Annotated in this window: 13 protein-coding genes; 4 read left to right on the forward strand and 9 right to left on the reverse strand. The window is 51.6% G+C overall.

Annotated features, from left to right (window positions below):
• Positions 1–40 precede the first annotated feature (40 nt).
• The 5 genes from spoIIR to prfA form a co-directional block, all read right to left on the reverse strand.
• Positions 41–784, reverse strand: a complete 744-nt coding sequence (spoIIR, locus tag E6W40_RS18880; RefSeq protein ID WP_136607187.1) for a stage II sporulation protein R — start codon at positions 782–784, stop codon at positions 41–43.
• A 285-nt stretch (positions 785–1,069) separates the two neighbouring features.
• Entirely contained in the window at positions 1,070–2,251 is a 1,182-nt protein-coding gene (locus tag E6W40_RS18885) for an FtsW/RodA/SpoVE family cell cycle protein (RefSeq protein WP_136607188.1), read from the reverse strand.
• Between the two features lie 94 nt (positions 2,252–2,345).
• Positions 2,346–3,575: an FtsW/RodA/SpoVE family cell cycle protein gene (locus E6W40_RS18890; protein WP_136607189.1), complete on the reverse strand. Its 1,230-nt coding sequence runs from the start codon at positions 3,573–3,575 to the stop codon at positions 2,346–2,348.
• A gap of 85 nt (positions 3,576–3,660) precedes the next feature.
• Entirely contained in the window at positions 3,661–4,578 is a 918-nt protein-coding gene (gene prmC, locus E6W40_RS18895; RefSeq protein ID WP_211147069.1) for a peptide chain release factor N(5)-glutamine methyltransferase, read from the reverse strand.
• 25 nt (positions 4,579–4,603) lie between these two features.
• Positions 4,604–5,671, reverse strand: coding sequence for a peptide chain release factor 1 (prfA, locus tag E6W40_RS18900; RefSeq protein WP_136607191.1), 1,068 nt, complete (start codon positions 5,669–5,671; stop codon positions 4,604–4,606).
• Between the two features lie 280 nt (positions 5,672–5,951).
• On the opposite strand from prfA, the gene E6W40_RS18905 reads away from it, so the two are divergent.
• From E6W40_RS18905 to E6W40_RS18920, 4 genes are read left to right on the forward strand one after another with little or no spacing between them, the layout of a single operon-like run.
• Positions 5,952–6,515: an RNA polymerase sigma factor gene (locus tag E6W40_RS18905; protein WP_136607192.1), complete on the forward strand. Its 564-nt coding sequence runs from the start codon at positions 5,952–5,954 to the stop codon at positions 6,513–6,515.
• Complete coding sequence (locus tag E6W40_RS18910) at positions 6,512–6,943, forward strand: zf-HC2 domain-containing protein (protein ID WP_136607193.1); 432 nt, start codon at positions 6,512–6,514, stop codon at positions 6,941–6,943. Before E6W40_RS18905 ends, E6W40_RS18910 begins: the two co-directional genes overlap by 4 nt.
• On the forward strand, positions 6,940–7,461 hold the full coding sequence (locus E6W40_RS18915; protein WP_136607194.1) for a hypothetical protein: 522 nt from the start codon (positions 6,940–6,942) through the stop codon (positions 7,459–7,461). The genes E6W40_RS18910 and E6W40_RS18915 overlap by 4 nt, the downstream gene beginning before the upstream one ends.
• Positions 7,458–8,567 (forward strand): DUF4097 family beta strand repeat-containing protein, encoded by a 1,110-nt coding sequence (locus E6W40_RS18920; RefSeq protein ID WP_136607195.1) that lies wholly within the window; start codon positions 7,458–7,460, stop codon positions 8,565–8,567. The genes E6W40_RS18915 and E6W40_RS18920 overlap by 4 nt, the downstream gene beginning before the upstream one ends.
• A gap of 100 nt (positions 8,568–8,667) precedes the next feature.
• On the opposite strand, the gene ychF is transcribed toward E6W40_RS18920, so the two are convergent.
• From ychF to E6W40_RS29560, 4 genes are all read right to left on the reverse strand, one after another.
• Complete coding sequence (ychF, locus tag E6W40_RS18925) at positions 8,668–9,768, reverse strand: redox-regulated ATPase YchF (protein ID WP_136607196.1); 1,101 nt, start codon at positions 9,766–9,768, stop codon at positions 8,668–8,670.
• Between the two features lie 214 nt (positions 9,769–9,982).
• Positions 9,983–11,053, reverse strand: a complete 1,071-nt coding sequence (fni, locus tag E6W40_RS18930) for a type 2 isopentenyl-diphosphate Delta-isomerase (protein ID WP_136607197.1) — start codon at positions 11,051–11,053, stop codon at positions 9,983–9,985.
• Positions 11,054–11,153: 100 nt separating this feature from the next.
• Positions 11,154–12,632 (reverse strand): phytoene desaturase family protein, encoded by a 1,479-nt coding sequence (locus E6W40_RS18935; protein WP_136607198.1) that lies wholly within the window; start codon positions 12,630–12,632, stop codon positions 11,154–11,156.
• The gene (locus E6W40_RS29560) at positions 12,633–12,809 is read right to left on the reverse strand and encodes a hypothetical protein (protein ID WP_168928983.1); all 177 of its coding nucleotides are present in this window, start codon (positions 12,807–12,809) and stop codon (positions 12,633–12,635) included. It abuts the gene before it with no gap.
• Positions 12,810–12,878 lie beyond the last annotated feature (69 nt).

Genomic DNA, 12,878 nt, shown 5'->3' on the forward strand with positions numbered 1-12,878 from the left:
AGAGGAGCGTGCATCTCCTCCCGGACCCGGACATTTTCACTTAGAACAATGACTTTAACCAGTTTGCGATGCCTTCAAACAGATCCCAGAGGAAAAAGCGAACCTCTGGCTCTGATGCTTTGACCGGTGCAGCTTCAGCGTTCACCGCTTGTCCTTCGGCCTGCTCCGGGGTATACGCCGTTTTCTTCACTTTGGCGGCTTGGTCTTTGCCTGTCTCAGCTTTTGCTGCTGCAGGCTGTGCTGCCGCATCACCGCTGCCCGCGTCGATGAAACAAAGCGGCGGGAACAGCACGCACCACCAGTTTTGGCCTTTACCCGTTCCGAGCGTGATCCGCAGCGCCTCATAGTTTCCTGCCGGATAGACTGTGCCTCCGTACAATTTCGTCGGGAACGGTACGACGCCAAGCTCAACATTGTATTCATAATCGATTCCCTTTTTCCCGAGTTCTCTTCCTACAAGATCATTCAGCTCGGGAAGATGCTGGCGGATCGTTGCACGCGCTTCATCCAGGCTTTGCGGGTTTTCCAGATCTTTGACCCAGCTGTCCATTTGAGCGACCACAACATCGCGGATTTGGCGTTTCACCAGCTGATCATCCGGATTATCGGAATTAGCGAGAATGCGAAGGCGTATGGACTCCTGTGGAATAGGACCCCCAGCCACAGCTGCGTCCGTTTTCTGAGCTTCCCAAGTCATGGCCAGCATAAACATAATACAAAAAATAATAGCAGTATTCTTAACCAATGACCGGAGACGGTCCTCTTTTTCATGTTCATTGTGCATCCCGTTCGTGCCCCCTCTATCAAATCCTTCTATGATACTGATCAGTATGTCCGGATCTGATAGAGTCTAAACCTGCTATTCTATGAAATCTGAATCAATTTCATAACTCACTAAAACGATACAATTGAAACTATATATAGACCAATAAGACCGTTCGGATCTATATACAGCCTTGATTGAAGCGGCTTAAGGTATTATGAAATTGATTCTCTATGATTTAATAAAAAAAGACCGTTCCACCATCCCCCTAACGGGCCTGGCGAGCGGTCTTTTATACCCAATCTATCAAGCATGTTTCGTTGAAGATATCTTCTGTGTCGGGACGATGATATCCTCACTGACCTCATGACCATGAACACGGACGCTCATGACAATCCCGATACTGGCCATGTTGATGAGCAGCGAGGTACCGCCGTAGCTGATAAACGGCAGCGTAATACCCGTCAGCGGCATCAGCCCGATAAAGGCGCCGATATTTTCAAAAATCTGATAGAGCATCATCGAAACGACGCCGACAATCAGCAGCGGACCGGCACGATCCCGGCATTCCAGACAGATCAGAATCAGACGGTGAATCAATATAAAATACAGAAGAAGCACGACAGAAGATCCAACAAACCCGAACTCCTCGGCAATCTCAACAAAGATCGAATCTGAGTACGTATAGGGTACGCGGCCGGATTGCACCGAGCTGCCCTGCATGTAACCTTCGCCCATCATGCCGCCGGAAGCAATCGCGAGCTTCGCATTTTTGGTATGATACGAAGCTTTGGCCGTCGCCTTATCCGGAACCAGCCAAGGGTCAATCCGCTCGGTCCAGTGATTACGGCCCATTTTGTCCAGAAACTTCTCGATATTGTCGTGATAATGGATATACGAGAATATACCGCCTACAGCGACCGCCGCGAGAATTATCAAAGCGAGGAACGCATGCAGGAATTTAATATTCCCTACCCATAGGAGACCGAGCAGGATCAACACGTAGCTGAGTGCATTTCCCAGGTCATTTTGGAGCATGACGAGCGCGAACGGGATAAATGTCAAGCCGCCAATCGGCAGTACATCTCTCCACAGAGAGAGATTGGCCTTTGGCCTTTTCATCAGCAAGTAGGTCAGAAAGATGATCAGAAGAAGCTTGAACAGCTCGGCAGGCTGCAGGCTGAAGCCCCCGATTTTGAACCAGCCCTGCGCTCCGTTGACGTCCGATCCCAGAAAATTGACCGCTACCAGCAGCACAATCCCGAATAAATAAATATAGAGCGCATATTTGACAAGCAGCTTATAATCCAAAAAAATCAATCCAAAAAAGGCAATGAAGGCTAAAATGTAAAACTCAAGCATTTTAATATGGGAGCCTTCAAACTTGGTCCCTGTCGTGACGCTGTATATTGCCATCAGACTGATGCCCATGAATACAAAAAGTATGAACACAACGACATAATCCACTTTTTTCAGCTTTTGAAGCATTTGCTATCCTCCTGTGCGGGGCTCTCCCGCCCCTTCTAGCCGTGATGCGTGTCAAATCTCACTTGTCTATTGTAAAGGAATAGCCATGCTAGATTCAATTCCTGATAAATCCATTGCGGATATGCTGAAAAGTTCTGCTGATCCAGCCACTCTCCACCGGTCCTTCCGGCAGCGGAAACGGATCTTCCTCTTCCTGTCCATGGATGCGGATGCTCATGACAATCCCGATACTCATCATGTTGATGAGCAGCGAGGTTCCACCGTAGCTGATAAAAGGAAGCGTAATGCCCGTGAGCGGCATCAGGCCGATGAAGGCACCGATGTTCACGAAAATCTGGTAGACGAACATGGTGATAATCCCCGTAATCAGGTAAGGTCCAGCCCGGTCGCGGCAATCGGCTGCGATCAGAACCAGACGGTGGATCAGGATAAAATATAAAAGCAGCAGAACCGATGAACCAATAAACCCGTATTCCTCGGCCACTTGAACGAATATGGAATCGGCGTAGGCCAGCGGCACCCTTTCGGACTGAATCGTGGTGCCTTTCATGTAGCCCTTGCCTTCAATGCCGCCCGAACCGATGGCCAGCTTCGCATTATAGGTCTGCCAACTGACATCTCGTGAAGCTAGGTCCGGCACAAGCCATGGATCAAACCGCGCAATCCAGTGCTTTTTGCCCAAATCCTCACTAATCAGCTTGACCGCCTGATCATGATAATGGATATATGCCTGAATGCCGCTGAAAACGGCAGCGAAGGCCACGACCAACGCGATGAGTGCATGCGTATACTTGATATTGCCAATCCAGAGCAACCCGGCCAGGATCATCATGTAGCTGAGCGCGTTACCCAGATCGTTCTGCGCCATGACCAGCAGCCAGGGTACAAGCGTCAACATACCAAGCGGCACCACATCACACCAGAAGGAAAGCTTGTTTTTGCGCTTTCGCAGCAGCATATAAGATAAGAAAATAATGAGAAACAGCTTGAACAATTCCGCAGGCTGCAGACTGAGGCCACCCGGCAGCGTCATCCATCCTTTGGCTCCGTAATACTCATTGCCAATGAACAACACCAGCACCAGCAGCATGAGGCCAAAAAGATAAATATATAAGGCATACTTGATCAGCAGCTTATAGCTGACCAGCGAGAAACCCAAAAAGGCCACGAATCCGACAGCGTAATAAATAGCCATGCGTTCCGTATAGTGCCCGATCTTCGCCCTGCCCGTGGTAACACTGTAAATGGAAAACAGGCTGAAAGCCATAAGTGCCAGCAGGATCAGGATGATGGACATATCCATTCGTTTGAATTTCTGCAGCATGCGGCATCCTCCAATATATTCAAGGATTGGGTGATATCCCAACTTCAATATCTCTATTGTAGTTTAAACTGGATGCAAAGGAAAATTAACGTATTCTCGTCGATACGCCGAGTACATGTCGCTCAATACCCGCCAGATCCGGGACGATGATAATCTCGTCCCAGTGGCCCGCAGCGCGCAGGAGCTCTGCGACATCCTGCGCCTGGCCCTGCCCGAGCTCAAATCCGATGAGCCGGGGCGGGGCCTGGAGCAGCGGCAGCTGCTCCATCATGAGGCGGTACGGCCCAAGGCCGTCTGTACCGCCATCGAGTGCGGTGCGCGGCTCATGGTCGCGCACCTCCCGCTGCAGGCCGTCAATGTCGGCTGCAGGGATGTAAGGCGGGTTGGACACGAGGATGTCCAACCAACCGCCTGCAAACGGCTCAAGCAGGTTGCCTTCCAGGAAGGCAACCTGAGCGCCGTTGGCAGCGGCGTTGCGCGCGGCGACCTGCAGCGCACCTTGCGAGATATCGCTGGCACGGACATGCCAGCGCGGGGCCTGCAGCGCCAGCGTAACGGCGATCGCGCCGCTGCCGGTGCCGATGTCGGCGCATTCGAGCGGGCGCAGCGCGCCGTCTCCGCCGTTGGCGTCGCCGCTTGGCATGGCGCCCTGCGGCCACAGCCGCTTCGCTTGCGTCAGCACAGCCTCCACAAGCAGCTCCGTCTCCGGCCGCGGAATAAGCACGGCCGGCGTCACTTCAAACGGGATGCCGTAGAACTCCTGCTCTCCCGTTATATACTGCGCCGGCTCTCCTGCCCCGCGGCGTGAAACGGCCTGCTCCCACGGCTCTCTGCATTCTGCCGGGAACGGCTCGGTCAGCGCCATGTAATAGGCCGCTCCCTCGAGCTTCAGCACATGCTCCAGCAGCAGCTGGGCGCTGCGCTGCGGCTCCGTGACTCCGCATGCTGTTAAAAAAGAGGAAGCCTCTATGAAGGCTTCCCGTATCGTTTGCTTTGGCGACATCACAAATGTGGTTTCATGCAAAGCGTTATTCCCCTTTTTCCATAATATCCGCTTGTTCAGCAATGTTCAGTGCGGAAATGATTTCTTCGATCTCACCGTTCATTACCTGATCCAGCTTATGCAGCGTAAGTCCGATCCGATGATCTGTCACACGGCTTTGCGGGAAGTTATAGGTGCGGATCCGTTCACTGCGGTCACCGGTGCCGACCTTGCCTTTACGCTCGCCGGCATATTTCGCTTCTTCTTCCTGACGCTTCATATCGAAGATCCGGGCGCGTAGCACCTGCAGTGCCTTTTCCTTATTCGAGTTCTGCGATTTGCCGTCCTGACAGGTCGCTACGATGCCCGTCGGAACATGCGTTACACGCACGGCTGACTTGGTCGTATTAACGGACTGTCCGCCCGCACCACTTGAGCAGAACGTGTCCACGCGGATATCCTTGTCATGAATTTCAATATCAAAGTCCTCAACTTCAGGCATTACCGCTACCGTTGACGTTGACGTATGAATCCGTCCGCCCGATTCGGTCGCCGGAATACGCTGCACGCGGTGCGCGCCGCTTTCGTACTTCATTTTACTGTACGCGCCGCGTCCGTTAATCATGAAGATAACCTCTTTAAAACCTCCGAGATCACTCGTATTGGCGTCCATCAGCTCCACGCGCCATCCCTGATTATCGGCATAACGTGTGTACATGCGGTACAGGTCGGAAGCAAACAGCGCTGCTTCATCTCCGCCGGCTGCTCCACGGATTTCGACGATAACGTTCTTATCATCATTAGGATCCTTTGGAAGCAGCAATACGCGAATGCGTTCATCGAGCTCCGTCTGGCGGGCAGACAGCTCATCGATTTCCATTTTCACCATTTCACGCATGTCGTCATCAAGCTTTTCTCCTTGCATGACTTTCGCGGCATCCAGCTCTTCAGTTACAGTTTTATATTCAGTATACGCCTCGAATGCGGGCTGTAAGTCGGATTGTTCTTTGGAATATTCCCGAAGTCGCTTGCTGTCGTTCACAACATCAGGATCACACAGCAGCTCGCTAAGCTTTTCATAGCGGTCTGCCAAGGCTTGTAATCTGTCCAACAAGGCAGTTCACCTCTCCTGTTTCAAAGTGCTTTCGATAATTTATTGAAGCAAAAGCGCCGTTCATCCTTCCGGTTAATCCACCATGGACAGACGACTTTTTATTATACCATGGAATATACATATTTGCCAGATGTAAAATGGTGAGGGAAGCTAAACGCAGCTGCTTCGCAAAATTCTTCTTGTCTTTTTTAATCCGTAGGGAAATAATGGATAGTCTTCCTAATTAATTTTTCCAAAAAACTTTGCAGGGATATAAAAAGATACGGCGTCAAACTAATTGATGCAGGAGGAGGGGAGAAGACTGGAAGAGCTACAGTGGGTCCGGGCGGTCAAGGCCGGCCATCCGGAAGCCTATAAGTTTCTGGTGCAGCGTTATCAGAGTATGGTGTACCATGTGTGCCTGAAAATAACAGCCGATGACGTATCGGCCAAAGATTTATCGCAAGATATTTTTATGAAGGCTTACTCGGCGCTGCCCGCCTTCCGTGAAGATTCCTCCTTCTCCACCTGGCTCTACCAGATTGCCGTCCGTAAATGTCTCGACTGGAAACGCGCGCATCAGCGCGAGCAGGCACGGCGGAGTCCGGGAGAGGTTAGTGAGAACGATTGGGTAACAAATGAAACGCCTGAGCAGATCTTTCTGTCCGAGGAACGGAGCAGTAAACTCCGAAGGATTGTCGACGAGCTGGCTGAGCCTTACCGGTCAGCCGTCCAGATGTATTATTTTGAACAATGCTCTTATCAGGAAATTGCCGACAGGCGTGGAATTACAGCTAAAACGGTGGAATCCCAGCTGTACCGCGCAAGGGCTATGATGCGAAAGAAAGGAGAGGAATTACGATGAAATGTGAATTTATACAATACCAGCTGGGGGCTTATTCCGCAGGTGAACTGCCGCCCGAATCCTCCCTTTACATTGAAAAGCATCTTCGTACCTGTCCTGCATGCCAGGCTTGGCTCGAGGAGGTTCAGGAGATGGCCCGCATCTGGCAGCAGCCTGAATTGGAGCTTGATATTCCCGATATTCCCGATATGACCGCTGACATCATGAATGAAATCCGGCAGATGCCACCGCTATATAAACGTCAGGCTTCGCGTATGAAGCCAAAGGACTCACGGAAAACCATGATCGCCCATTTCGGACTGGCGGCCTGCATAGCCTTTTGCCTATTCCAGTTCGGTGTATTCGAGCATTTGGGAACAGGTATTACGCAGGCAACGGAGATATTCTCCAATTCCGTGGACCATATTATGAAGGAGGGTAAACGATGATTAAGAAAAGTAAATGGATTACGTTTTTGCTTGCTATTATTCCCGGACTAGGCCACTTGTACCTCAATTTTACCAAACAGGGACTGCAGATTATGGTCGGCACCTGCGCCTGTATTATTTTAATACCATCCATTCCGCTCGTCTTCTCTTTCGCGCTGGCGATTCTGTGGTTCTATCAAATGTTTGACGCACTGCAAAAGGCTACCTGGATGAAGGCCGCTTCCGCAGAACATGAGCGAATGATGATGGGTCAGGAGACCTTCGGCTATCCTTGGACCGCTCAGGACTGGATGACGCTTGGGGGGTACCAGCGGGAAAACTCCATGAATCCGCTCTGGACCGGCGCAGGCTGCATCCTTGTTGGCGGGATGGTGCTGCTGATGACCATTTTCCCTGGTCTATGGCACTGGCTGCTTCAGCAAAACGTAGCCGGCGTGCTGCTGGCTGTCGCACTGATCGGATACGGTCTGTGGCTATTATTTAAGAGACCCGAGCGCAAAGGGAGCGAATCTATATGAACACCCCCATTAATAATGCTCCACCCACCGTTAAAGTAGGGAGGTGGACCACAGCCATCGGCTTAATCGGCATTGGCGTCATGATTTTGCTGCAGTTCAACCATGTCCTTTCTTTTGAGATGCTAAAATATGTGGGGCCTGTGCTGCTGATTCTCCTCGGCTTGGAGGTAGTGCTGGCTAATGTCATTCACTCTGAAAAACGAATCCGTCTTGGGGGAGGGAGCATTACGATTCTGGTTCTGCTGCTGCTTGTCAGCGCCGCCCAGATCGTCGTGCCGAATTGGAGCAGCTTATTTAATCAAGGATATGCAAGTACCATACAAGGATCCACGGAAGTCGGCGGCAGCATCAAGCGCGTTGAAATCCGGGTCGACCATGCAAAAATCAATGTGACCGGAACGGACGATGCCAAGCTTTCGTATGATGGCAGATTCCGCTTCCGGGATGTCTCCAGTCAGGAGGCTGCCGACAGCAAGACTAAGGAGAAATTCAAAATCAATCCCTCGGGAGACACACTCGTTATACAGCTCGAAGACAACCCGAATTCATTCTTTAATATCGGATACAGCCCTGACGATGAATATTTTAATGTCGAGCTTCCCAAAGCTCTCGAGGTCGAGGTGCATACCAAGGATTACTCTGTTAAAGGAGAACAATTGGAATCGGGGTTCACGGCCGTCACCACCAACTCGTCGATCACGATGGAAAACATCAAGGGGAGCGTCTCTGCAACAACGACCAACGGTTCCGTTCATGTGACCGATATCGGGGGAGCGGCTCAGATCAAATCCACCAACGGCTCCATTACGCTGGATCAGATCGCCGGCGTGTTAACGGCTAAGACAACGAACGGCTCCATCAAAGGTGCTTCAACCATTGGTGGAGATTGGACCTGCAGCAGCACGAACGGCAGCATTGCCTTCGACATTCCGCAAAACACCAATGCTGTTATTAAGGCAAAAACAACCAACTCCTCCATCAAGGGTGACATTCCCTGGAGCGGGGAAAGCGACGATAAGAAGGCCAGAGCCTCGCTTGGTGAAGGCTCCCATAAGGTCGAGCTGTCGACAACCAATGGCAGCATTAAGGTGAATTACGGGGAGTAGCTTCCCTTTTTGAAGAAACAGAAAAAACTGCCGGAATATCCGGCAGTTCAAATACAAAAGCCTGCCATGACGGCAGGCTTTTTTTATAGCATGATTATGATTACACGTTGAAACGGAAATGCATGACATCGCCGTCTGCAACAACATATTCTTTACCTTCAAGGCGGAGCTGGCCCCGCTCTTTGGCTACATTCATGGTACCTGCTGCAACCAGATCTTCATAAGAAACCACCTCGGCACGAATAAAACCGCGCTCAAAGTCCGTATGAATGACACCTGCTGCCTGTGGAGCTTTCATTCCCTTGCGGATGGTCCATGCACGGACTTCCTGCACGCCAGCTGTGAAGTATGTGTACAGACCCAGCAGGCGGTACGCTGCTTTGATCAGACGGTTCAGGCCCGATTCTTCCAGACCCAGCTCCTCCAGGAACATGGCCTTGTCTTCCCCTTCAAGCTCGGCGATTTCAGCCTCAACCTTGGCACTGATCGGCACTACTTCGGCATTTTCCGCCGCGGCGAAGTCTCTGACCTGCTGCACATACGGATTGTTATCGGCTTCGGATACTTCATCTTCGCTGACATTTGCCGCATAGAGAACAGGCTTCAGGGTCAGCAGATGCAGATCACGGACAATGGCTTTCTCATCATCTGTCAGTTCTATGCTGCGTGCAGGCTGATCGTTATAAAGGGCTTCCTTCACGCGTTCGAGCACAGCCACCTCCTGCTCATACTGCTTGTTGCCGCCCTTCATGTTCTTGCGGGAACGATCGATACGCTTGTCTACGCTCTCCAGATCGGCAAGAATCAGCTCCAGGTTAATGGTCTGAATGTCGCTGACAGGGTCAACCTTACCGTCAACATGAGTGATGTTCTCGTCTTCAAAGCATCTCACAACATGAACGATGGCATCGACTTCACGGATATGGGCCAGAAACTTGTTGCCAAGTCCTTCGCCTTTGCTTGCACCGCGAACCAGACCCGCAATGTCCACAAATTCAAAAGCCGTTGGAACGGTTTTGTTCGGCTTCACAAGCTCGGTCAGCTTGTCCAGACGCTCATCCGGCACCTCAACGATACCTACATTCGGATCAATCGTACAAAATGGATAGTTGGCGGATTCTGCACCCGCCTGCGTAATTGCATTAAACAAAGTGGATTTGCCAACGTTCGGCAGCCCCACGATACCTGCTTTCAAAGCCATGGATATGACACTCCTATTTCATATTAGAATGGGCTAAAAGCCTGGGCTAGCTGTATTAATAACATTTCTCTTCAAACCAGAGGCACAGCCTCTCAAGTCCTACCCATTATATATTAGAACCTTGGGGTCATCAAGATAAAGGCCCGTTGATTCCGTTCACATGAAAAAGCCTCCAGTCCCCGTTTCTAACGGACCAAAGGCTTTCTGATGGACACTATGACATGCTCCTTACCAGCCTTGTCGTTCCCCGAAGCGCAGCGATATCGCCTGCCCCGATTCCAAACATTGCCGTACGGAGCTCAAATTCCACCTGGGCGAGAGCTGCATGCAGCGAGTCCTCCGATTCCACCGCCGGACCGAGGACACTGCGGCCATATCCCGCCAGGTCCGCTCCAAGCGCCAGTACCTTGGCGGCGTCGACCCCGTTTGTCAAACCGCCGCTGCCGATGAGTCCCGCCTTATGCGACACCTTCCGCACCTCGGTAATACACTCAGCTGTAGGAATACCCCAGCCGGCAAAAGCCTCCGCTGCCGCGCGGCGAACCGCATCCTTGCTGCGGAATTTTTCGACCTGGCTCCATGAGGTTCCCCCGGCACCGGCCACGTCTACAAAGTCCACGCCGGCGCTAAACAGCCTCGCCGCTGTCTCTCCATCGATTCCCCAACCGACCTCTTTGACACCGACGGGGACATGTACCTGCCGACATACCTGCTGAATTCGGGATAAAAGGCCGCTGAAATTCGTATTGCCTTCCGGCTGGAACAGCTCCTGCAGTCCATTCAAGTGGAGCACCAGCAGATCCGCGCCCGCAATATCAACGGCACGGCGGCATTCATCCGCACCAAAGCCGTAGTTGAGCTGAACCGCGCCCAGATTGGCAATGACCGGTACGGTCGGAGCGTGCCTCCGTACGTGAAACGTCGGGGCAAGCTCTTCTTTTTCCACGGCAGCCCGCACCGAGCCGACACCGATTGCCCAGCCCCGTTCTTCGGCCGCCGCCGCGAGCCGTTCATTGATGGCCCCTGTAGCCTTGCTGCCGCCTGTCATCGAACTAATCAGCAGAGGGGTGCGTACCGGCATTCCTAAAAAGGATGTTTTCAGAGAGATCTCGTTAAAATCCGTTTCAGGCAGCGCATTATGGCGGAAGCGGTATTTTTCCAGTCCGGATGTAATCCCTACGCTCCCTACCTCTTCGTTCAGACATAGCCGTACATGTTCTATTTTCCGTTCACCCGTTGGCACTTCAGGCAGCAGTGACCGGTTATCTGCAGGTTTTCCATTCATGGCGGGGCTCCTTTCTGCGCTGTGATGGTTTGAGGATTCTTAAGAAGTCTATTTATTGAAGTGAATACCCGTTGCCCGTTCAAGAATCTCGAAAAATATATTATACCTTATGTGAGTCGATATATTCACCTACAAGTCTGCCGGACAATGTCACGATCGGCGTCCCTCCGCCCCGATGCGTCGCGCCCCCCACAAACCACAGCCCTTTAACATCCTTGCTCCGGTTGCCTGGACGGAAAAAGGTCTGCCTGATCGAATTCGAGGATATGCCGTAAATGGCTCCCTTGTGAGCCAGCGTATCATCTGCAATATCCTGCGGCGTGTAATGGAGCAGCACCTGATTTTGATCGATGTCGGTCAGACCATAGCTTTTCAGATCAGCAAGCACTTTTTCGCCATAAGCTTCCGTCTCTCTGTTCCAGTTCGTCAGCGGGCTGAGGTAAGGTGCATTGGCTAAAATAAACAGGTTACTGCAGCCATCTGGAGCCATGCCCGATTCAGAATATCCCGAATGGCAGACATATAATGCAGGGTGCTCGGGAGGCTGCTTGTCCATGAAAATCTCTTGGAATTCACGACCATACTGCTCCGGAAAAAAGACGGTATGATGCAGCAGCCTGTTATACTGGCGGGGCACTCCTGCAAGCATGACAAAGCCTGAAAGAGACGGCTCATAACTGCTGATTTTCTCATTACGCATGGAGGGGCGGTCAACTTCATCCAGCAGCGTCCGATTCACTGTGAGCACATCTCCATTCGAGATTATCGTATCCGCCTTATAATATCCGCTATCGGTTTCCACGCCAGCCGCTCTGCCGCCCTTGACCACAATGTGTTTCACTTCCGTACCGGTAACCAGCTCGACGCCAAGCTCCTTAGCGAGCTTGACCATACCTTCCACAATAGAGTATGTTCCGCCGCGAACGCCATAAACGCCCATTTCCGCTTCCACATGACCAAGCATGGCAAATATGGATGGAGCCTGATGGGGTGATGATCCGACATAGGTCGAATATCTTCCTATCATCGCCAGCGTGTTTGGATGACTAAAATAGCGAGACAGCAGAGATTTCAGGGAGGTCATCGGCCTCACTCTCAATAGGCTGCGCAGCATGGACGGACTCGCCTTATCCCGCCAATGCAGCAGAAGACGGTTTAAGAAATGCTCTTCCGAAAGTTGATACAGCTCAGCGGATTCCCGAAGAAAATTCTCATATTGCAGGGCATCGGAAGGGCTGAATGTCGATATTTGATCTTTCATTTTTTCTACATCCCGGGTCATGTCCACTACGGAGCCATCTGCAAAAATACTTCTCGAGCGCGGCTCCAATTCGTAAAGACTGACATAGTCCTCCATTTTGGCGCCCCCCTGCTCAAAGATTCCGCGAAAAACATGGGGCATGGTAATCGTACTCGGCCCGCGGTCAAACATGTATCCTCCCTGCTGGATACGCTGCAGCTTCCCGCCCGGTGTATGTTGGCGTTCCAGCACCGTAACCTTCCAGCCTTTAGAAGCGAGCGTGATCGCGCATGATAATCCGCCGAGGCCCGCTCCGATAATAACAGCCTGATGTGTCACTCATAACGCCTGACTTTCCTTATGTAACCTCGCCCGGTGACTCCTGTCTGCCAGGAACTTATCGCGATGACAGCCAATCAGGGTCGCTGCTCCCGCCCAAATGATCATATCGTCATACCCCATTAACCAAATAATACCGGCAGTAATAACCGGCGGCAAATATACAAATATGTACAAAAGCAGTACATCCTCATAGAGACATGATGACGCACCTCTCCAACCAAGACTGGATGTCCGGATTACATG

Source organism: Paenibacillus dokdonensis (genome assembly GCF_004916975.1).
GTDB lineage: Bacteria > Bacillota > Bacilli > Paenibacillales > Paenibacillaceae > Paenibacillus_AQ > Paenibacillus_AQ dokdonensis.